Raw genomic sequence first — 21,482 nt, 5'->3', positions numbered from 1 at the left:
CGTCAGAATTGTCAAGTTGGTAACAGCCTAAAATCAAGCTGAGAAGTTCTAATGTCCTTCCTTTACCATTATGGCGCAAGCGAAATGTTTTGGAGGAAATGATTTTAGCATATTTTTGTCCTCCTGGGGTTTTATTTTTTTACACAGCACATTCATTTATACCATTTCACTTTCATGGTGATACAAATAGGCAGCAGAAGTCGGAAAATTATTTGTATCTTTCATTGAGTGAAATGGTATTACAGGTAACCTTTACAGTAGGATACCAAATAATTCGCAAGCATTTTGGGTAGTTTGATTGGCGATCGCCTCTAATGTTTCCCCACGCAGTTGGGCTATGCTCTCTGCTACATAGCGGACGTAGGCTGGTTCGTTCCTTCCTTTTCCTCGTTTGGGGACGGGAGCGAGAAAAGGACAGTCTGTTTCAATTAGCAAACGATCACTCGGCACCATTGCGGCGGTAGATTGGATCTGCTTGGCGTTTTTGAAGGTAACTGTCCCGCTAAAGCTAATGTAGAAGCCTAAGTCAATAAACCATTGAGCTTCTTCTGGTGTTCCACCCCAACAATGCATCACACCCCGGACTCTTTCTCCTTTTTGTTCCCGCCATTTTTGCAACACTTCTTTTACCTGCGGTGCGGCATCACGGCAGTGGATAATTACGGGTAAGTTGAGTTCACAAGCTATTGCTAGTTGGGCCTCAAATACCATGCGCTGTTGCTCATAGTTGTCTGCTTTGTGCAAATCCAGCCCCATTTCCCCCATCGCTACTACTTTCGTGTCAGAACTAGCCAATTTTAAGATTTCATCGGCTGTCTGATGGTTCCATTGTTTAGCATCTAAGGGATGTAAACCAACGGCAAAGCTGAGTTCAGGGAACTCATGTGCTATGGCTTGGATACTGGAAAATTCTGATGGTTCGACACAGGAATGGATCAAATGAACTACTCCTGCTTCTTGCCATCGCGATCGCACTGCTGCTAAGTCCGGCTGGAAAACATCAAAGTTTATGTGAACGTGGGTGTCAATTAGCTGCATCTTGGTTTAAGAGTCATTAGTCATTAGTCATTAGTCATTAGTAGCAGACTAATGACTGAATGATTTTGGACTACTGTGCTGTTTGTGTCAGTGGTTTGAGTTTATGAGCCAATCTTGACTTTTTCCTTGCCCCATTATTGGGATGAAGGATTCCTCGCTTTACAGCTTTATCAATTTTGCTGTATGCCTCAGATAGTCGAGCTTGTACCTCTTGATTTAATTCTGGGGTGGGGTTAGCTGCATAGACATTTACAGCATTAAGGTACTTCTTCATCAGCGTTTTGACAGCTGATTTATATGCTTTATTACGCAGTCGGTTGCGTTCTCCGATTTCGGCGCGTTTGAGAGCAGACTTTGTATTCGCCACAGTCAGTTCCAAAAAGACTATTAATATGTACACACACTACTAGATTTACTAATATAGCATCCATATTGCCAATGTTAAGATTTCCGAAAAAAATATTGCTGGGTATTGGTCAGTTGTCAGTTGTCAGTTGTCAGTTGTCAATAGTCTCCTCTGCTCCCCTGCTCTCCCCTGATCAGCAGATAACTAGGAACCTGATGAGAACGCTGGAAGTATCAAAAAAATCCAGGTTAAGCTAGAGAAGGGAATTAGAGTCAGCTCGATAACTTTTTTGGTCAAGAGCAAAACTGATTCTCAGGCGGGAATATTCTAATTTTGGCATTGTCCTTACTCCATGCTGCGAATTATTACTCAGCAGGCAGACGTCAGAGCAGAACTACAACGGATCTGCGATCGCACTCATGATGAACTTGTACTTCACAAAGAAGCAACGGTGCGAGAAGTGTTGCAAGCTGTGAAGCGCCAAGGCAACAAGGCTGTATTGCATTACACAGCTGAATTTGACAACCAAACTCTCAAGACAGAGGAACTGCGTGTTACAGGCTCAGAACTGGATGCGGCTTATCAACAGGTTTCCCAGGAGTTGATCGCGGCCATTCGGTTAGCTGGCAAACAAATTGAAGCCTTTCACCGACAGCGAGTCCCTAAAAGCTGGGTAGAATTTGGTGCTGATGAGGTAGTGCTGGGTAAACGCTACACTCCCGTAGATCGTGCTGGTTTGTATGTACCTGGTGGTCGCGGCGCTTATCCTAGTACAGTACTGATGAATGCGATTCCGGCAAAGGTAGCTGGTGTACCGAGAGTGGTGATTGTCACACCACCTGGGGCGCTTAAAGTAATTCATCCGGCTGTGCTGGTAGCCGCCCAAGAAGCCGGGGTACAGGAAATTTATCGCGTTGGGGGCGCACAGGCGATCGCGGCTTTAGCCTACGGTACAGAAACAATTCCCAAAGTCAATGTCATTGTAGGCCCTGGTAATATTTATGTCACCTTGGCCAAAAAACTGGTCTACGGTAATGTAGGCATTGATTGTTTGGCAGTGGCGAGCGAAGTGCTAATTATTGCTGATGAAACCGCAAATCCCGTACATGTAGCCGCTGATATGCTGGCACGAGCCGAACACGATCCAATGGCGGCGGCGATTTTGTTAACTACGGATGCGGCTTTAGCAAAAAACGTACAAGTGGCGGTGGAAAGACAACTAGTCGATCATCCAAGACGAATAGACACAGAAAAGGCGATCGCTCACTATGGCTTGATTGTGATTGTAGAATCCCTAAAAGCCGCAGCTGAACTTGCCAATGAATTTGCCCCCCAACACCTAGAATTAGAAATCGTCGATCCTTGGGCACTACTACCAGAAATTCGCCATGCTGGGGCAATTTTCTTAGGTGACTCCACACCAGAAGCAGTCGGACACTATTTAGCAGGACCGAACCAAACTTTGCCCACTTCTGGTGCGGCTCGTTATACTTCAGGATTGAGTGTAGAAACTTTTCTCAAACACTCAAATATTATCCAATACTCGCAAACTGCACTGCAAAAAGTGGCTGGTACAATTGACATTCTAGCCTCAGTGGAGGGTCTACCTTCCCATGCTGATTCGGTAAGACGGCGAATTCAGCGTGAAGAGTGATTGGAAATGCTGAATTTTTGCTTATACTTTTGCTAAAAGTTACCTATTAGCTTGAAAATAAAAATATTTGGGTAATTAGGTATTATTTGACACTCCTCGACCTAAAGGTACGAGGATTCTTGGTTCAACGAGTCCACTTAGATTAGATTTCTTGCGTTATCTAACCCAGAGGTGGTTCTCTCCTCAAGCGTTAAGTTTCGGTATGCCCTACCGTACTTGCATTGCTGAGGCAGTGCTTTCGGTCGCCAGACTTAAAGCAACTGCCGTGCAAAATTTGTTTGAAGTTGAATGCTGGTCGTCTAGTACCTGTGAATCTTTTACCTACTTCCAGGTAATACTAGAACTACGAAGTAGAACCCCCTAGATTCAATTGTCAAGGTTCAGCGTCTACTTGTTAGGTAGCAATCGGGTTTTTTATGTGGTTGATTACCCTACCACAAGTAATATTTTACCAAAAGCCGTCCTATCAGGACGGGGTTTTCAACCCAAATTTTTGATAAACTCAGTCTACATCTGGGTAATCATTGGTCTAGTTACCAATAGCTTAACCAGGTACTATTGAAGGGGTCTACTCTTGAGGAGACGAGAGCGGTGCTAAAAAATATCTTGGTGGCTCTGGATGGTTCGGAAATTGCAGAACGAGTAATTCAGGTTTTAAACGAGTTGGTACTGTCACCAGACAGTAAGGTTATTCTCTGCCATGTGTTTCCGACATCAGAGTTAGAAATGGAACTACCCGCAGATCGGCCTCATTCAGATTCACCAACATTTTCTTATTTTCATATTGAAAAACAGCTGCAATCCTACCAAGAAAGTTTATCGGTTCACAGTGAATTAGAATTAGTTACTGGCGATCCAGCAGACGAAATTATTCGCCTAGCTAATATTTACCAGGCTGATTTGATTGTAATTGGCAGTCGCGGGTTAACGGGGATGAAGCGAATTGTTCAGGGTTCTGTTAGTAGTCAAGTCGTGGAAGAGGCCAATTGTTCGGTGTTGGTGGTGAAGCCAAGTGAGAATTGAGTCATCCTACTAAATCATTCGTGAAAAACAAGATCCCCCAGTTCTTAAATAAGTGGGGGGTCTCAGCCTCCTATTGAATTACGTAGAGTTAAGGATTTAAGAAATCTAAATGCTCACCTGGTAGCGATCGCAATTCTTCTAAAGAACCTTGTATTTTTAACCTACCCTGCTCTAATACCACAATCCAATCAGCACGTTCAATGACTCTGGGACGGTGGCTAATCAGAATCGTGGTTTTGCCTTGACGATGGAAAAATAGCCTACGTAAAACTTTAGCTTCGCTCACAGGATCTAGTCCCGCAGTCGATTCATCTAAAATCAAGATTGGTGGATCGTTGACAATCGCTCTAGCTATAGCTAACCGTTGTCTTTGTCCGCCAGAAATGTTTGCCCCAAATTCACCTAAAATGGTTTGATATTTTTCCGGTAGCTTGCTGATAAAATCATCAGCTTCAGCGATTTGGCAAGCTTCGACAATTTTTTTAAAGGAAACGTTGGGAGAACCTAAGCGAAAATTTTCAACAATTGAACGACTCCAAAAGTGAGGTTCTTGGGGAACAAGCACCACCTGTCTTCGCAGACAATCTAAAGATAAATCTTGCTGGTTATAAACGCCAAAGCGGATATTTCCCGATTGCCTTGTATATAAGCCAGCTATAATTTTGGCCAGAGAACTTTTACCACATCCTGATGCGCCAATCAAAGCAATGATTTTACCACCAGGAAGAGCAACAGAAAAGTTTTCTAGTAATTCTACTCTTCCAGGATAATGAAAGTTTAAGTTGCTGCAAACAATATCTGCATTATCAGGAATTTCTGTCCAGGATTTGTTAGTATCACCTTGAGTTTCCGATGTGGAATTGACAACTTCTTGCAATCTTGATGTTGCTGTTCTGACACGAGTAAAATCGTCTGCAAAGTCAACAAAAAAATCAATTAAAGATCCAACATTATAATTGAGGCTAGTGAATGCTAGCAACTGACCGATGCTTAACTCTTTGCTAATCACCAGGCTACTACCAATATATAGTAAGGTAGCACCACCAATATCTGAAACTAGTCTGGAGAATTGCTTATTAATAATGGCAATTTTTATAGTAGTCAATTCCAGGTTAGCTAATTGACTAAATCGGCGCTGAAATTCTTCCCAAAATTCCGGAGCAGCTGTAGTAGTTTTTAGCGTTAATGCTCCCTTAAATGTTTCTACTAGCACACCTTGATTTTCTGCTTCTAAAACCATGAGTTTACGATTTTTCTGCTGGAGTGTGGGCAGAAAAAGTACTGTAGATAAAGTCATCACTCCAGCGATCACTAGACCTGTGATTGTTAGTTTCCAGCTATAAAATAACATCAAGCCAAAAGAAACACCAGCAATAAAAAACTTGCTGGGAAAACTCACGATCGCATCGGCAATTAATTTATTAATTTGTTGAATATCTCTTAATCGGCTAACAATTTCACCACTGCGGCGAGACTCATAATAAGAAAGTGGGAGGCGGAGAATTTGTTGACCAAATTCTAAAGTTAAAGTTAACTCCAAACGTTGCGCAAAATGAGCTATCAGAATATTTTCTACTAATGTCAGCCCACTTCGGACAATATACATCACTGCCACTGCCAGCACTATACCAAAAAGAAGTTGAAAATCTCCTCTAACTAAAACATCATCTGTGAGAATTTGAATTAAGAAAGGTGAAGCTAACGAAAGCAGACCAATAAATTGGGCACAAAGTACAGCTTCAAAAATCACACCTCGGTAAGGTAGGATTAACCGGAGAAATTTCTCTAGGTGGTTAGTTTTGTCATCAGATTGGACAAAAAAACGCTTGGGATCTGGCTGTAAAAGTAGTAAGATCCAATTAGTCCAGCCTTCAATTAACTCCTGTTGGGAGAGATACTTTAAAAGTGAAGGGAATATTGATTTCGTTTAGTTGCTGTGTCAGACTTTTCATCAATGCGATCACACCTTCGGGGGTAAAATTAAAATAAATATTTACTGCATGAGTTTGATTCACCAAACCTGCATTACTTACTGCTATGTAATACGCATTTTCTATCAGGTTATGAGGCATCATAACGGCAACTTCATCACCAATATTAGCCGAGTGTTCAGCTAATTGTAGATAGCGTTCTGGTTCAATATGCAATGTCAGATCATCTTTTTGCACAGCAAGTAGATGATCGCTTTCTTGCTTCACTACACGCCATCTTGGATCAAAGTAGCCTTTACCAAAATTACTTTCCTGCAAGTATTCGTAAAACTCTCGGTTAACTCCACCAGCATGATTATTCTCTAACTTTTTTCTCTGTAATACACTATCGGTATTGACATTGTTTGCTAGGGTAGCTTTTAATTCGCCATTGTAATAAGTGCCATAGAGAAAATTCCGCAGTTGCAGATTCAAATACCTATTCTGGATTTCAATCGGTAAGTTTTGAAGAGATACTACGATTTCATCAGCAAGTTTTAAAGGTTGGTAATCTGCATGAGTAATAGTAAAGTCAGATTGAATCTGAACCTTGCTAACGATGTCTTCTAAGGCAGCATTGGATATATCATGAGGTCGTAATTCTCGCAATTGCATGATCAATTTTGTAAATTTATATGTTTTTATACTAAGTGGGTTAAAAATTTAATTCAGATGTGCTTTGTCCGAAAATAATCGGGATTGATTGATTGGGATGGCACAATAAAGTATTGGCAACCTGAAGCATACAGATACCTGTATTGCCAAAGCCTTCGTGATAATCTATTTTTATTTGAATTTTTTCAACTAATGCCAAACCAGTAAATTGCATTACCAATTGTAAAAAATTAGGACGTAACTTCAAGATTTCCGGAAAGTGAGTCAAATAAGCTTTTATTAAAGAAAACATACTAGGTTGGATCTGATTCAGGGGAGTACCCGCTAATCGCAAAGCTGTTTGCACATCGATATCTGTACTGATAACTAAACTGCTTAACCAAATATTTAAGTAACTGGCGATAATTGTTCCTAAATCAAATGCTGGATCTCCCCAAGCAAATTTTTCCCAATCAATCAGGCGAACCACAACTTGATTTTGGGATTGCTGCCATTTGTTATGCAATAAAATATTGTTGAGTTTTAAGTCATTGTGGACTAAACAACAACTTTGGTAAGCGGTTTGTAGTTGAGCGATCGCCTGTCTTAGACTATCATGACGCTGATAAAGTTTAAAGAATTTTAAATTCTCCAGAGAAACATGAGCAAAAATTTCTGGACTAATCCTTTCTAAATCACGGAGAAAGTTAGGATGTTTGTCTATCTCTTCATAGTTTTTTGCTAAAAATTCTTTATATTTATGACATTCCCAAGTGCTGCGATGAATCGTGGCTATACTCGTTCCCAAAGATGCTGCGATTTCTTGGGGAAAAATATGCTCGTTGTCGTAAAAATCTTCTAAGTCACAATAATCGTTAAGGTAATTAAAAATAATAATTGAGCGCATCGGATCAAAATGCAGAGCCTCAGATATAATTGCGCGAATGTTACTCATATCCGGAAAATGTTGCAACCACTGATGGATGCGCCATTCTTGTAAGAACTCACCATAAGTTTTACCTTCTTTGTTATGGCGTTCTTGTTTAATTAGCAGATGACAATTATTAGAGAAAACCACTAATAAATTAAAGTTTTTACAACTTTTTGATTTAAACCGGCTAACTTTCAGTTCTTTTAATTCACATAAATTATGCGCAATTAAATGTTCTAAAAAATTGCGATCGCTTAATAAAAATGTCATTTTTATGCTTGATTTGAAAATAAATTTAATAACTGTGTTGCTGGCAATATAAAAAAATAACACAAAATTATTCAAGAAACTTGTTGTAAAAATTGAGTAACTACTGTTCCAGATTTTTACAACAAGTTTTATAAAAAAATAGGTTGGAAGTATTAACTAAGGGCTAAGGTCTCAGTTAATAGGCTATCGCTATTAGTACATCTTGTATGTAAATAAACTACCCATTCCAAATAGATGAAACGCTGACACCGTATAGCTGTTTCAATTTTGAGATGGCTTCGCTATTTTGAATTCACAAGGGTACTAGTTCTATTGATTGCCGTTTACAGAGCTTACTATCTACAATACTTCCGGCTCTTGCTCCGGCTCTTGCTTCTCTTGTGCTTCCGGCTCTTGCTCTTACTTCTACCGTGGCTGCAGCCACCACCACCTGTAATTATAGATTCATCTTCATCTGACAAATCTGTTAAGAAGTTTTCAGAAATTGAAAAGAGTTCATACCCAGATACGTTAACCATTACAAGGCCTCCGTTCATGATGTAAATTTTGGTTTTTATAGAAATTGCTCTGATAATTTATTGAGCAATTTATAAGTCAGCATCAATCAACTGACCCGAGCAAAATCTGAGCATTAAACATAGTAAATGCATCTGATTTTTGAATATTTGAATTGATTGATTTCTGCTAACTTATACGAGTTATACTAAATGCTATTTTTTTCAGCGAAAATCATCCTTGAGATAGATATAAGTATAAATATCTAGAAATATAAGCCATTTTGATAAAGGAAGTTTCTCAGCTTTATCAACCTCCTTGTGTGAGATTTATCAAAGGTTATTACACTCCATAAGTAGATTTAAATTTGTTAATTTTTATAGCGATAATAACCTCTGCAATTAAATGTATGGCAAAGAAATTGATTTTTCTGAGTAGTTATACTTTTAAATATTTGTAAATTGAGCGAGTAATTTTTAGAAAAAAGTTAAATATGTTTTTAAAATGACATATTTACTGTAATTTAAAATACATTTATTCCGCAATATTGCTGAAAATAGAAATTGAGTATGGACATCAGCTTCGATTATCAAAAGAATATTAAGCAAAGAGTAAGAAAAGGGTAAAATTTATCTAAATTTTGATAATGAGGTGGTGAATTGATGTGCAGCTTTCAAGCCATTACATCCAGCAAAGATGAAACAATGTGGTTCAGTTAGAGACTAAAAGTAAAATTCGCTTGTATCTTAAGAAAACTTTATTGAGATATATGAAGAGGAAAACTAGTACGTCACGGCGGAAATAAACAGACCATTTGGAATGGGGAAAAACCTGGCTGTATAAGTATTCTTTCTTTTTACTTTTTACTTTTGCTTTGTTGTACTAGTCTCATCTCCACTAGACTCTAGCCAGATTTTATTAACTTTTATTTAATACAAGTTTTATTGCTCATGCTGAGTGAACATAACCCAGAATTACTGCGTCAAATCCAAATTGACGAACTTGTACCGGCGATTAGCCGTTGGACAAAGTTAGGGGGAGTTGTTTTGATCGGAACTTGTGGTTTGGCTGTTTTGTTAGCAGCGATCATTAAATATCCGATTACTGTGCGATCGCCTGCGACTGTCCGTCCCGCAGGAGAACAGAGAATTATTGAAGCATCAGGTCAAGGAATTGTTAAATCTATCTTAGTAAAAGAGAATCAGACGGTTGCAAAGGGTGAAGCGATCGCGATCATCGATGACTCTCAACTCCTGACTAAAAAAAGTCAAATCCTTGACAGTATTCGGCAGAATCAATTACAAATTTCGCAAATTAATGCGCAGTTGCAGGCGCTACAAACTCAAATAGCTGCTGAGGCTAATTCTATCCAAAGAGAGATTGCTTCGACAAAAGCAGATCTCAGTCGCAATCAAAGAGAATATCAGGACAAACAAAATATCACGCAAGCAGAAGTCGAAGAAGCAAAAGCTACCTTAGAGTTTGCCAAGGAAGAACTCAAGCGGTATAAACAGTTAGGTAATACCGGAGCGATCGCCACACTGCAAATTAAAGAGAAAGAACAAACTTTTAAAGCCGCGATCGCCAAATTGCAACGCGCTAAAACTGGACTCAATCCGAGTATCGCGGCTGTAACAATGGTTCAAGAACGTATGTCCCAAGAAAAAGCCAAGGGTGAGTCTACCCTCGCTGCTTTGAATAAAGAACGAGAAACCTTGATCCAAGGTCAAATAGCGATTCAAAATAAAATCAACCTTGACCAGCAAGAAATTACACAAATTAATCGGGATTTGCGAAAAACTATCATTCGGACTTTAGAAGCAGGAACCGTCTTGAAACTGGACATCAGAAATCCTGGTCAGGTTGTACAACCAGGACAAGCGATCGCCCAAATTTCCCCTAATCAAGCCCCTTTAGTTGTCAAAGCCCGTGTAGATGCTGCTGATATTAGTAAAGTTAAGCTATGCAAAACTGTGCAAGTTGCAGAATGTTCAGAAGGTAAAGTAATCATGCGGATTTCTGCCTATCCTTATCCAGATTATGGCACTATCAATGGCGCTGTTAGAGGTATTACTGCCGATGCCATTACACCTCAAACTAACAGTAACATTGGAGTTTCACCTTATTATGAAGTAACAATCCAACCTGATAGATTTCATCTTACCAAAGCTAATCAATCCTATGCCATTCAACCTGGTATGGAAGTGACAGCCGACATTATTTCTCAACAAGAAACGGTTCTAACATTTATTTTGAGAAAAGCAAGGTTGCTAACAAATTTGTAGGCAATCTGAGCAAGATGATAGTTTCGTAGTCAGGACTTCAGTCGGTTAATTTTCAAGTACTAAACTGCTTACTACTGTTTTGTCAAAAACTGACGCAAACTCAACAAACTCAAAGTTTGTCCTAAATTTAGGGGTAGCATTGATACACCTTCGAGGCGGGACTGTACCCAACCTTCTCCCCAATACCATTCGTGAAATCCATCAATTCCACCACTCAGTAACAAGCGCAGACAATTAACTTTTGCCACGTTTACTTGATGATGAATCGCCACTGGCCCAGTCCAGGTAGTGAATTGGAAACCTGAGTGTAGTTCTTCTGGCATTCCGGGAGCAAAACGTTGCCCTAAAAGCCACTTTTGTAATTGTACTGGACGCAGCAGACTGTCGTGGATGGCATTTGCTGACGCTTCTATTTCTATTCGCAGTTGACTTTTTTGAAAAGTACCTAGCATTTTTTTAAGATGAGAATTAGCCGCAATGAGTTGTTATTTTAGTATGGCAAATTTAGTAGAAAAAATCAGCAAATATTCCCCCATAAGCTGTTTGATATCTCACATATCATCATCAATAATTTATTTTTTAATATAGCATTTCTCAATTATCGGGGGATGTAGATACAGGTTTGAGATAGCTTTCCTATTTGATTTCTGAAACCATCTTAGGGTAGGTATTGCTCATATATTTGGTTTTTCCAGGGCAATACCCAACCTGAATAACTGGCGATAACAGGAGATGGTTAAGTTTAGTTTAGATATACTAAGTTATACTAAATAAGACTTTTATTTGCGAGCCTCTCAGCAGGGGCGTTTTAGTAACATACTATTTGGTAAGGTTTTTCATGGCGGATCAATTAATTCGCGCCACGGCAGCTGAAGGTGGAATTAGAGCAGTAGGTGTAATTACCACACGCCTGACAGAGGAAGCAAGGCAGCGCCACAAGCTATCCTATGTGGCAACAGCAGCCCTCGGACGGACGATGGCTGCAGGTTTATTGATGGCTTCTAGTATGAAGCGAACTGGTTCTAGAGTCAATGTCCGGGTGAAGGGTGATGGACCATTGGGTGGCATATTAGTAGATGCCGGGTTAGATGGAACAGTCAGGGGCTATGTGGGCAACCCATCTGTGGAATTACCACCTAATGCTAAAGGTAAGCTAGATGTTGGCGGTGCTGTGGGTCAGGGCTTCCTTTACGTTGTCCGAGATATCGGTTACGGCTACCCGTATTCTAGTACGGTGGAACTGATTTCTGGGGAAATTGGTGATGATGTGGCTCATTACCTGGTCAGTTCGGAACAAACACCTTCAGCTACGGTTTTAGGTGTATTTGTGGGGGCATCTGGGGTGACGGCGGCTGGTGGCTTGTTGGTGCAGGTGTTGCCGAAAGCCGCTAGAGACGAAGCTTTAGTCGCAACTTTGGAATCACGCGTAGCTAGCTTAGCAGGATTTACGCCCTTGCTGCAAGCAGGTAAGACACTGCCCACAATTTTTACAGATCTGTTGGGAGATATGGGGCTGACAATCTTTCCCGAAAACCAAATGTTGCGTTTTCACTGTGGCTGTTCCTTTGACCGCGTGTTAGGGGCATTAAAAATGTTGGGAGAAGCCGAACTACAAGATATGATCGTTAAAGATGATGGTGCTGAAGCAACTTGCGACTTTTGCGGGCAAATTTACCAGGCCAGCAGCGATCACTTGGCTCAGCTGATTGTCGATTTGCAAACGGAATCTTCAGTTTCAGGATAAGGTATAAAAAAGTACCGATTTTTCCAGCGGTTAATGGTATCTGTGGAGAGAAATCAGGGTAAAAGTAGCTTTTTAATCATGAGAAAGTTACTATGGCAACAATGGAATTATCGATCTAGTACAGATCGCTATTCAATTATTTTGGTGTGAGAGATGACAGAGCGGGATATTACAGACAGTTGGTCCCGAGGCAGAGCCAGAGATCCAGAGGAAATTAAGAGCTTATCCGAAACACAGCAATTCGGAGACCCTAATTTATTTGGTGTTACAGCTACTGGTTCTAACTCTAAGTCAGTGAAGCGAAAAATAGACAAAAATTCTGAAGGCTTACCTGGCAATAAACAGTCAGAAGAAACTGTTTTACCCAATTATATTTTTAGTAAATTGCCCCGCTGGATGCAAAACTGGGTATTTTGGTTAGCATTATTAACCTTAATTCCTGGCGGTATAGGATTCCTGGCAATTTCGATGCTATTAAAGTTGCCAGCAGCCCCTAACTGCCCAAAAATATTCTGGCCGTTGGCTAGTGAGTCGGTGCGGTTACATTGTGCGCAGTTGGCAGCTTCTAAACAAACTGTAACCGACTTACTGCAAGCGATTGGGTTAGTGAAGCAACTGCCAAAAAACCACCCTCTACGGGGAGAAGCAGATCGGTTTCTCGAAAGGTGGTCTAAGGAGATTTTGCAACTAGCCGATCAAAGTTTTCAAACAGGAAACTTAGAAGAGGCGATCGCAACTGCGCGGAAGATACCTGATGATTTGCCTGCTTATCAAAAAGTAGAAGAACAAGTTACTAAATGGCAGTCTATTTGGTCAAAAGCTGAAGGAATTTACCAAGAAGCAGAAGATGAACTACGACAAAGGCATTGGCAATCAGCATTTATGCTGTCGGCCAAATTACTGCGTCTTGATAATAAATTCTGGTCAACGACTAAGTACGATCAATTGAATCGGACAATTGCCACAGCCAGGGAAGATGGAGAGAAGTTAGCAAAAGCTGAAAGTTTAGCTAAAAGTGGTGTTGCCGATCGCATACTCGAAGCCATCAAGATTGCTGGGTCAATTGGGCAAAGTAGTTACGTTTATCAAAAAGCGCAGGAATTCATTCCGATATTTGGACGCAAGATGTTAGATTTGGCACAGGCAAATCTAGATAAACGAGATGCAGATACAGCCTTAGATATAGTCAGACAAATTCCTGAAAATACTGGACTGCAAACAGAAGTTGAAGACTTTATTAGCATAGCTGAGGCGCAAAGAAGTGCTTGGCTAGGAAATATTGAGGGTTTACAGACAGCTATTTCTCAGGCACAACAAATCGAGCCATCAAGGGCTGTGTATAACAAAGCACAACAATTGATTGCCCGATGGCAGTTGGAAATTGAAGATGTTGCCCGCCTAGAAAAAGCGCGAACATTAGCTAGCCAAGGAACAGTCAGCAATTTAACAGCAGCGATCGCCCAAGCCCAGCTAATTCCTAATAGTAACCCCCGCGCCAAGGAAGCTAGGCAAGAGGCGGGACGCTGGCAAGCCCAAGTAGAAACAATTCAAGACCAACCTTTCTTGGATCGTGCCGAACAGATAGCATATCTAGAAGATGTCACCTCATTACAAGCTGCGATCGCCGAAGCCGGTCAAATCCGGAGTGGTCGGGCATTGTATCCAGAAGCACGCAAGAAAATTCGGAATTGGACAGCGAAGATCCAGCGAATTCAAGACCAGCCTTACTTGGATCAGGCACGGGAACTAGCTCAAACTGGTAATCTACCTGCGGCTATTAGCGCAGCTCAAACCATAGCCTCATCAGGAAGGGCACTTTCAGGTGAAGCCCAAGAGGCAATAGACGATTGGCGGACGGAAATCCGTGCTAGAGAAACCTGGCAGAAAGCGAAGGATACAGCCCTAGCCGGTACGCCACAATCTTTAGTAGACGCGATCCAATTAGCCCAACAGGTTCCCAAGCGTAATATCTTACGTATGGATGCGAATGTAGCGATTGACCAATGGAGTCAACAATTGTTAAATATCGCACGCCTACAGGGACAGTCTGATATGTACAAGGGTATTGAAACTGCCAAGTTGGTTCCCAGAGGTAGTGCTGCTTATAGCGCCGCACAAGAGCAAATTAGGACTTGGCGGGAATTTCTCAATCCTGAGCCTGAGCCAGTAGTCCCTCAAACCTTGTCACCGTCGCCAACTAGCACTGTAACCCCAAATTGACGTTTGGGAACTACAACTTACAGCAGATTGTAAGTTGGTGAGGTACAGATAATTGTAAGGGCACGGCAGTGCCCATTGGTGTCAACTTAAGCTCAAACGCTTACCCGATATACGTTTTACCCCACCCCCAACCCCTCCCCTTGGCAAGGGGAGGGGCGGTTTTGCGTCAGCAAAGCCGGGGTGGGGTAACGCTCCTCGTGAGGATAAATGAGCGATCCCATCTGGGCAAGGGTTTCACGTTAAGTTGACACGTATGGGCAGTGCCGTGCCCCTACCGGCGTACCTCATTTACCTGAAATACGCTGTAATTTCTAGAGGAATATAACCATCATTTACTATTTGTCTAGTTCTTAAAAAAAATTCATCAACAAAAACTTTCAGCCGTTCTTGCCAATTGGGAACGGCTTTTAAATGGTTTTTTAAGTAAATTCATTGGAATCCCGATGAAGCAAGAATCCCCTGCATTCTAAGTATGGGGAGTGTCAAATTTTATTATTGTGGGCAAGTTTCCGTCCTCCTTGTCAGAGCTACAGCCTTGACGTTTCTGTGAATACGATAAACTACTACTTATTTTAATTTTAATCAAGTCTTAAATTACACATGAAACAACAAGGCGCAATTCTCTGGTTAACAGGATTAAGTGGCGCGGGGAAAACAACGATTGCTGTGGCTGTAGCCGAAGAATTACAAAAGAGAAATTACCCAACAGAATTGCTAGATGGTGATATCGTGCGCACCCATCTTTCACAAGGGTTAGGCTTTAGCAAACAAGACAGAGATATAAATGTGCGTCGGATTGGCTTTGTGGCTAACTTACTCAGTCGTAATGGCATAATTGCGATCGCATCTGCTATCAGTCCCTATCGTCAAGTGCGAGAGGAATTGAAACAGACAACTCATAATTTTATAGAAATTTATATTGATGCTCCCTTAGCTGTTTGTGAAGCCCGTGATGTGAAAGGGCTTTACGCCAAAGCTAAGGCGGGGGAAATTAAAAATTTTACTGGTATTTCTGATCCTTATGAAGCACCAATAAATCCAGATATTATCTGTCAAACTGATAAATTCACCGTTGAGGAATGTGTTAACCAAGTGCTGCAATATTTAGAACGGCAAGGTTTAATTTTTAATTGTTGACGGTTGACGGTTGACGGTTGACTGGTGAACAGAGGAGTAGGGGAAGGGAGAGGCTCTGACGCAAAGAAATAACAACTAACAACTAACAACTGACAACTGACTCAACTATTTAATATTTGCCGCACCACGGTTAGTGCAGAGTAACTCACGCCGGCTGTTCCTTCTCCTGGGTGGGTGGAGTCGCCGACTAACCAGAGATGGTTGATGGGTGTGCGATTGGCAAAACCAAAGGGGCCGAAGGTGGGGATACGTTGTCCGATACCACCAACAATACCGCGATCGCGTGCTGTGAAATGGGCAAAGGTTCGGGGTGTGGCGGCTTCTTGATGGATGATGGTTTCGGGTTTGAGGTAGAAGTATTGCGCTAAACGGGCGATCGCTTCTTCTGTATACTGCTGTTTTAGTTGGGCATAATTTTCAGTCTGCTCCCACTTCAGTGGATCTACAAAGGAAGAAGCAATAATTGTGGCTTTACCATCCGGGGCGCGACCATCGCCGGGATGGCTGACGGAGACAAATAAGGAATTATTTTCCCCAATTGGCCCATCGGCATTGTATAAAAATTGCAGATGAGGTGGACATTCAGGGGGAATAGCGCTAGCGTCTACGCCTAAATAGACGACAAACGCCCCTGATGCTGGGGGTAATTTTTCTACTCGCTGTGTATAACCGGCTGGCGCTTGTTCGCCCAGTAGCTGCACGAGGTTTTGAACGGTGACATTTGCAACTATATGATCGGCTGTTTGCGTCCAGACTTCGCCGCTTTGCTGATTGCGGATGGTTACTGCTGTAGCTTGGCTATTTTCGACGGTAATTTTTTCGACAGTGTGACGCAGCAATAATTTACCGCCATCTCTTTCTAAGGATTCTACCAGGCGATCGCTTAAGACTTGCATACTACCCTGGAGGTGAAATAATCCTTGGGGTAGTTGGGAGACACTTAACGCGGTGGCTGCATAAAGTAAGGCTGTCTCCTCTGCATTCACTTGGGAATACAGCTTGAGTTGTAAGTCTAAAAAAGTCCGCAAACGGCGATCGCTACCTAATCCACATAGCCGTAAAGCATCGCCCACGGTAAACAAAGTAAAGGGGACAGTAATTAATGTACTTGGGCGTACCGCTTGAGTTAGCTGCCACAAATCCCATAAACTGCGCGGTGGTAGAACCGGATCGCGTCCTTGAAATTCCCAGCTAGCTTGAAATAAAGTTGCCAACAACTGCCAAAATGGTTCGCTACCTGGAAATTGTCGTTGACGTTCTTCTCGCCATTTTTCAGGATCGCGCCAGACGTTGATTGGTGTCGATTCCCCAGGAAGATAAACAGCACAAGCCGGATCGCAGGGGGTTGCTTGTGGTAAATCTATTGCCAATTCTGAGAAAATTCGGTGATGAATCCCCCCAGGTTCTAAGCCAGCGACTTGGGTTGCTCCCACATCAAAGGTAAATCCTTTGCGTTTAAAGGTAGAAGCACAACCCCCAGGAACCAAGGCTTGATCTACGATTAAAACGCTGTAACCTTTATGGGCTAATAATGCACCAGCAGTTAGCCCACCAATTCCCGCACCGACGACGATGACACGGGGCTGATTTTTGTTAAGAGATACACTGGGCATTGATACTTATCTTTATATTTCTTAATATTATTCTTAATTTTAACAAAAACGGGACTGACGCGAAGCCTCAACTCCGCCGTCACCCTAGAAGGGTGCGGCTAATCGCACGAAGCCCACCTTCGTGGGCTAAAGAATTCAGCCCACGAAGGTGGGCTTTGTAACGAGAGCCAGTGGCTTCCAGCCTGCGGGCGATATATCGGGTAAGCGAGAGAATTTGTATCAGCATTGAGGGGTCAAACCCACCATTCGCAAAGAAATTTTTGAGGCTTTAAGGCTAAAACTTGAGGCTTTAAGGCTGAAGCTTGAGGCTTTGAGGCTGACGCTTGAGGTTTTGAAGCTGAAGCTTGAGGTTTTGAGACTGAAACTTGAGGCTTTAAGGCTGACGCTTGAGGTTCTGAGGCTGAAGCTTGAGGTTTTGAGGCTGAAACTTGAGGCTTTAAGGCTGACACTTGAGGTTCTGAAGCTGAAACTTGAGGCTTTAAGGCTGACGCTTGAGGCTTTGAGGCTGAAACTTGAGGCTTTGAGGCTGACGCTTGAGGCTTTTTAGTATAAATCAGACAATTTACTAGTGAATTTGCGTAAAATTACTAGCTAACATGGTTTAAATATCTGAGCTAACCATGTTTACCAACACAATACAACAGCTATGAGCAGCAAACCGGGAATTCTTATCAAGCAGCCTGTTTCCGTTTTCAGCAAGCGTCTTAATGTTAACTTCGGGAGTGGCTTCACAGCACTAAGCAAAGCTGTAGTAAATGGGTTGACTGGTAATGTTAGCAACGTCCCCGAAAATTTGGTAGAGATGGGTGCAGCAGTTGGCTTGGCTAAAGAACCGGGAGAAATAGCTTGGCTGCTAATTTTTCGTTCTTTAATGCAAGCAATGGCTAGTTTAGTAGATGATAATCAGGATTTACTGAAAAAAGTTGATCATGATGAGATTGAGACGATAGTTAAAACCCGTTTAGAAAATTGTCTCCAAAATCTGGAAGATACAGAATTAACAATTGACAGCAACTTTTTTGCTCATCCTGAAAAATTAGCCATTGTTCCAGCCATCAAAGAACCTTTTCGTCAGTGGTTAACAGAGTTTGTTACCACGCCAGCACAAGCAGAAGCAATTAGTAATCGTCTTTCCACAGAGTTTGTATATTCACTTATTGAAGAATGGAAAAAAAATAGCGATAAATATGTAGTTTTACAAAATGAACTAAATACCCCCTTTATTAAAGCAGGTGAAAGAGAACAAGCTTGGCAACGTTACTCTACATGGTTGCAAAAACAAATTAATGAAAGGATGTTTTCCGAAGCCTTTAGTTTGGAACAGGTGTACGTTCCCCTCCGCGCTTACTATGAAAGCAAAATTGAAAGTGAAGATGATGATGATTTTGCCAGTGGGGGAAGACAAAATTATCAACAAGATAAAAAAAATAAGCGGATTGTTGTTGATTTACAAGCAGAACTGCAAACTTGGTTAGACCAAGCTGATAAAAATGATGCTATCCGAGTAATTAGTGGCGGACCAGGAAGTGGTAAATCTTCCTTCTCTAAATTTTTTGCAGCGCAACAGGCAAAGTTAGGCAAAATCTCAATTTTATTTATTCCCCTGCATCTTTTTGATCCAGAAGATGATTTAGTTATTGGTATTGGCAAGTTTATTAATGATCTGCGTGATATTCCTCTTCCACCTAATCCTTTGAATAAAGAAAACAAAGTAGAAAAATTACTAATTATTTTTGATGGTTTAGATGAATTAGCCATGCAAGGCAAAATTGCAGAAGAAGTTGCCCAGAAGTTTGTCAGTGAAGTACAAAGACAAGTCAATGCATTTAATCATGTTCAAACTCGCTTGCAGGTTTTAATTAGTGGGCGAGAATTGGTTATACAAAGAAATCAAAGCGATTTTCGTAAACCCAAGCAAATCCTTCATGTTCTCCCTTATTTTGTAGATAAGGAAGAAAGAAGGCAGAATAATTACATTGATGCTCAAAAATTATTAGAGCAAGACCAAAGGCAAATTTGGTGGGATAAATATGGTAAAGCCAGCGGTCATGGATATGACAGCTTACCCGCAGAATTAGACAAGGGATATTTGCGAGAAATTACATCCCAGCCGTTATTAAATTACTTGGTTGCTTTGAGTTTTGTTCGCGGTGCAGTTAAATTTTCCGAGGACAGCAACCTCAATGAAATTTATGCAGATTTACTCACAGCAGTTTATCAAAGAAGTTGGGGTAATGATAATCCAGTAATTAAGGGGGTTGCAGAAAAAGATTTTGTTCGCATCCTGGAAAGTATTGCTGTGGCTGCTTGGCATGGAGGAGATGTCAGGGTAACGACGGTTTCAGAAATTGAAAAAAATTGTGACGGCAATCTTCTGGAACGAATATTAAATATATTTAAGCAAGATAAAAAAGCTAGCTTAACTCGTCTCTTAACTGCTTTTTATTTCCGGCAACGTGGCTTAAAAGGTCGTGAAGAGACTTTTGAATTTACCCACAAAAGCTTTGGTGAATATTTAACAGCCAAACGCATTGTGCGTGAATTAGCACTCATCCATAAAAAGCTCAAAGCTAACCAAGAAGATCCCGATGACGGATGGAATAAACAAGAATCTTTAAAACGCTGGGCAGAGTTATGCGGTTTAACTGCTATGGATGATTATATTTTTAACTTTATTATCGATGAAATTCGGTTACGGCAAGATAAGTATCAGGTTGATGTTGGTGAATGGCAGCAGACAATGTGTGACTTGATAAGTTATATGCTAAAAAATGGAATGCCGATGGAGAAATTGCAGTTACCAAATTTTCAGGAAGCAAATCGACAAGCACGTAATGCTGAAGAGGCGTTGTTAGCTGTTTTGAATGCTTGTGCAAGAGCAACAAAAAATGTTTCTCAGATTAAATGGCCTTCTCCTGAAGCTTTTGGTAATTGGGTTTCTCGCCTACGTGGACAAAGAGTTGATAGTAATAGTAAGATTTTTTGCTTGAATTGCTTCAGCTTTTTGGATTTGCAAAATAGTATTCTCCGGTACCAAGATTTGTACACAGTGAATCTTTTCGAGGCGAATCTTTTCGAGGCGAATCTTGAAGGGGCGAATCTTTTCGAGGCGAATCTTTTCGAGGCGAATCTTTTCGAGGCGAGTCTTGTACGGGCGAATCTTGAAGGGGCGAATCTTGAAGGGGCGATTCTTGAACGGGCGAGTCTTGTACGGGCGAATCTTGAAGGGGCGAATCTTGAAGGGGCGATTCTTGAAGGGGCGATTCTTTTCGAGGCGAATCTTGAAGGGGCGAGTCTTGAACGGGCGAATCTTGAACGGGCGAATCTTGAACGGGCGAATCTTGAACGGGCGAATCTTGAACGGGCGAATCTTGAACGGGCGAGTCTTGAACGGGCGAATCTTGTACGGGCGAATCTTGAAGATGCGAACCTTGAAGGTGCAAAACTTGAAGGGGCGAAACTTGAAGGTGCGAAACTTGAGGGCGCAAATGTTCGCGGCACGATTCTAAAACGCAAAATCTAAATCCACTCAATACCCTGTGCAGCCAAATATTTCCTCGCCGGCTCCAAAGCGTCTTTCCTCAGAATAATCTTCACATCTGGCTCAGTGAGATACAAACGAAATCGCTGCGCAAATAATTGATTAGCCGGCTCAAGTTTCCTAATTGCACTCCAAGGAATCAACAAAGCCGGTAGCCCAAAGTTAAACAAAATAAAAATACTCAAATGCAGCCCTTGGGGAGTAACACCAACATTTAAAGAGCCTTTGTAATACGCTATACCCACAGAACCATATTCAAACCGCGAGACATTTGCTGGTGGTGGTTCATTGGTGCTGTAGTATTTCCCTAGCTTGTTCCAATCAACGCTGAGGACGAAAATCAAAATGATCGTGAACAAGATAGATCCAGCGATCGCGATCGCATAAAATTCAGTTGGCATTGGTTTTTTAGGTTACTGGTGGGATAATTTTGCTCAGGAATTAAGCATAATTAATGACATAAAGTCATTGCGATCGCTCTATTTACAACGAAAAATTTATACTTTATTTTGCATAAATACTTTCTACGTATGACTTTTGTAGAGGGAAGGGACACAGTTCGCTATCAGTCCTAGATAAGATTAAAGAAGTAAAGCAGCTTTTCACCTCACCACTCACAAC

General features: G+C 41.4%; 17 protein-coding genes. 8 read left to right on the top strand and 9 right to left on the bottom strand.

The window, feature by feature from the left end; all coding sequences use genetic code 11:
* Positions 1-252: 252 nt before the first annotated feature.
* Together AACU32_RS03520 and rpsT are read right to left on the bottom strand one after the other, a co-directional pair.
* On the bottom strand, positions 253-1,038 hold the full coding sequence (locus AACU32_RS03520; protein WP_096597915.1) for a TatD family hydrolase: 786 nt from the start codon (positions 1,036-1,038) through the stop codon (positions 253-255).
* Between the two features lie 70 nt (positions 1,039-1,108).
* Complete coding sequence (rpsT, locus tag AACU32_RS03515; RefSeq protein WP_339377467.1) at positions 1,109-1,405, bottom strand: 30S ribosomal protein S20; 297 nt, start codon at positions 1,403-1,405, stop codon at positions 1,109-1,111.
* A 331-nt stretch (positions 1,406-1,736) separates the two neighbouring features.
* On the opposite strand from rpsT, the gene hisD reads away from it, so the two are divergent.
* Complete coding sequence (gene hisD, locus AACU32_RS03510; protein WP_096597911.1) at positions 1,737-3,038, top strand: histidinol dehydrogenase; 1,302 nt, start codon at positions 1,737-1,739, stop codon at positions 3,036-3,038.
* Between the two features lie 591 nt (positions 3,039-3,629).
* Positions 3,630-4,061 carry a universal stress protein gene (locus AACU32_RS03505; protein ID WP_096597909.1) on the top strand — a complete coding sequence of 144 codons (432 nt, stop codon included), beginning with the start codon at positions 3,630-3,632 and terminating at the stop codon, positions 4,059-4,061.
* Positions 4,062-4,149: 88 nt separating this feature from the next.
* Here the strand turns inward: AACU32_RS03505 and AACU32_RS03500 are convergent, their stop codons facing one another.
* The 4 genes from AACU32_RS03500 to AACU32_RS03485 all read right to left on the bottom strand — a co-directional run bounded on the left by AACU32_RS03500 (position 4,150) and on the right by AACU32_RS03485 (position 8,250).
* Positions 4,150-5,979 (bottom strand): ABC transporter transmembrane domain-containing protein, encoded by a 1,830-nt coding sequence (locus AACU32_RS03500; protein ID WP_096597907.1) that lies wholly within the window; start codon positions 5,977-5,979, stop codon positions 4,150-4,152.
* Entirely contained in the window at positions 5,933-6,646 is a 714-nt protein-coding gene (locus AACU32_RS03495; protein ID WP_096597905.1) for a T3SS effector HopA1 family protein, read from the bottom strand. The genes AACU32_RS03500 and AACU32_RS03495 overlap by 47 nt, the downstream gene beginning before the upstream one ends.
* Before the next feature lie 40 nt (positions 6,647-6,686).
* Positions 6,687-7,826, bottom strand: coding sequence for a phosphotransferase (locus AACU32_RS03490; RefSeq protein ID WP_096607838.1), 1,140 nt, complete (start codon positions 7,824-7,826; stop codon positions 6,687-6,689).
* Positions 7,827-8,118: 292 nt separating this feature from the next.
* The gene (locus AACU32_RS03485; RefSeq protein WP_339377466.1) at positions 8,119-8,250 is read right to left on the bottom strand and encodes a hypothetical protein; all 132 of its coding nucleotides are present in this window, start codon (positions 8,248-8,250) and stop codon (positions 8,119-8,121) included.
* 1,021 nt (positions 8,251-9,271) lie between these two features.
* On the opposite strand from AACU32_RS03485, the gene AACU32_RS03480 reads away from it, so the two are divergent.
* Positions 9,272-10,606 (top strand): HlyD family secretion protein, encoded by a 1,335-nt coding sequence (locus tag AACU32_RS03480; RefSeq protein WP_096597903.1) that lies wholly within the window; start codon positions 9,272-9,274, stop codon positions 10,604-10,606.
* Between the two features lie 71 nt (positions 10,607-10,677).
* Here the strand turns inward: AACU32_RS03480 and AACU32_RS03475 are convergent, their stop codons facing one another.
* A complete protein-coding gene (locus AACU32_RS03475) occupies positions 10,678-11,058 on the bottom strand; it encodes a hypothetical protein (RefSeq protein WP_096597901.1) in 381 nt (126 codons plus the stop codon).
* Between the two features lie 386 nt (positions 11,059-11,444).
* Here AACU32_RS03475 and hslO point away from each other — a divergent pair, with 386 nt between their 5' ends.
* The 3 genes from hslO (at position 11,445) to cysC (ending at position 15,707) form a co-directional block, all read left to right on the top strand.
* A complete protein-coding gene (gene hslO, locus AACU32_RS03470) occupies positions 11,445-12,350 on the top strand; it encodes an Hsp33 family molecular chaperone HslO (RefSeq protein ID WP_096597899.1) in 906 nt (301 codons plus the stop codon).
* Between the two features lie 153 nt (positions 12,351-12,503).
* Entirely contained in the window at positions 12,504-14,570 is a 2,067-nt protein-coding gene (locus tag AACU32_RS03465) for a chromosome segregation ATPase (protein ID WP_096597897.1), read from the top strand.
* A 600-nt stretch (positions 14,571-15,170) separates the two neighbouring features.
* Positions 15,171-15,707: an adenylyl-sulfate kinase gene (gene cysC, locus AACU32_RS03460; RefSeq protein ID WP_096597895.1), complete on the top strand. Its 537-nt coding sequence runs from the start codon at positions 15,171-15,173 to the stop codon at positions 15,705-15,707.
* Between the two features lie 101 nt (positions 15,708-15,808).
* Here cysC and crtD read toward each other — a convergent pair whose 3' ends face one another.
* Complete coding sequence (gene crtD, locus AACU32_RS03455) at positions 15,809-17,320, bottom strand: C-3',4' desaturase CrtD (protein ID WP_096597893.1); 1,512 nt, start codon at positions 17,318-17,320, stop codon at positions 15,809-15,811.
* A gap of 310 nt (positions 17,321-17,630) precedes the next feature.
* On the opposite strand from crtD, the gene AACU32_RS03450 reads away from it, so the two are divergent.
* Positions 17,631-17,867 carry a hypothetical protein gene (locus AACU32_RS03450; RefSeq protein ID WP_339377465.1) on the top strand — a complete coding sequence of 79 codons (237 nt, stop codon included), beginning with the start codon at positions 17,631-17,633 and terminating at the stop codon, positions 17,865-17,867.
* Positions 17,868-17,966: 99 nt separating this feature from the next.
* A complete protein-coding gene (locus tag AACU32_RS03445) occupies positions 17,967-20,843 on the top strand; it encodes a pentapeptide repeat-containing protein (RefSeq protein WP_096597889.1) in 2,877 nt (958 codons plus the stop codon).
* Here AACU32_RS03445 and AACU32_RS03440 read toward each other — a convergent pair.
* Positions 20,840-21,262 (bottom strand): hypothetical protein, encoded by a 423-nt coding sequence (locus tag AACU32_RS03440; protein ID WP_096597887.1) that lies wholly within the window; start codon positions 21,260-21,262, stop codon positions 20,840-20,842. The two genes, AACU32_RS03445 and AACU32_RS03440, sit on opposite strands and share 4 nt — an antisense overlap.
* Between the last annotated feature and the right edge of the window lie 220 nt (positions 21,263-21,482).

Origin of the sequence: Calothrix sp. NIES-2100 (assembly GCF_963875285.1) — a bacterium.
Lineage (GTDB): Bacteria > Cyanobacteriota > Cyanobacteriia > Cyanobacteriales > Nostocaceae > Aulosira.
The sequence above is the reverse complement of the archived record's forward strand: the minus strand, read 5'-3'. Positions and strand labels throughout refer to the sequence as shown.

What these genes read in the sequence shown, in the direction of transcription:
- AACU32_RS03520 (WP_096597915.1), bottom strand. Translation starts at nt 1,038, where the DNA reads ATGCAGCTAATTGACACCCACGTTCACATAAACTTTGATGTTTTCCAG.
- hisD (WP_096597911.1), top strand. Translation starts at nt 1,737, where the DNA reads ATGCTGCGAATTATTACTCAGCAGGCAGACGTCAGAGCAGAACTACAA.
- AACU32_RS03495 (WP_096597905.1), bottom strand. Translation starts at nt 6,646, where the DNA reads ATGCAATTGCGAGAATTACGACCTCATGATATATCCAATGCTGCCTTA.
- AACU32_RS03490 (WP_096607838.1), bottom strand. Translation starts at nt 7,826, where the DNA reads ATGACATTTTTATTAAGCGATCGCAATTTTTTAGAACATTTAATTGCG.
- AACU32_RS03480 (WP_096597903.1), top strand. Translation starts at nt 9,272, where the DNA reads ATGCTGAGTGAACATAACCCAGAATTACTGCGTCAAATCCAAATTGAC.
- AACU32_RS03475 (WP_096597901.1), bottom strand. Translation starts at nt 11,058, where the DNA reads ATGCTAGGTACTTTTCAAAAAAGTCAACTGCGAATAGAAATAGAAGCG.
- hslO (WP_096597899.1), top strand. Translation starts at nt 11,445, where the DNA reads ATGGCGGATCAATTAATTCGCGCCACGGCAGCTGAAGGTGGAATTAGA.
- AACU32_RS03465 (WP_096597897.1), top strand. Translation starts at nt 12,504, where the DNA reads ATGACAGAGCGGGATATTACAGACAGTTGGTCCCGAGGCAGAGCCAGA.
- cysC (WP_096597895.1), top strand. Translation starts at nt 15,171, where the DNA reads ATGAAACAACAAGGCGCAATTCTCTGGTTAACAGGATTAAGTGGCGCG.
- crtD (WP_096597893.1), bottom strand. Translation starts at nt 17,320, where the DNA reads ATGCCCAGTGTATCTCTTAACAAAAATCAGCCCCGTGTCATCGTCGTC.
- AACU32_RS03445 (WP_096597889.1), top strand. Translation starts at nt 17,967, where the DNA reads ATGAGCAGCAAACCGGGAATTCTTATCAAGCAGCCTGTTTCCGTTTTC.
- AACU32_RS03440 (WP_096597887.1), bottom strand. Translation starts at nt 21,262, where the DNA reads ATGCCAACTGAATTTTATGCGATCGCGATCGCTGGATCTATCTTGTTC.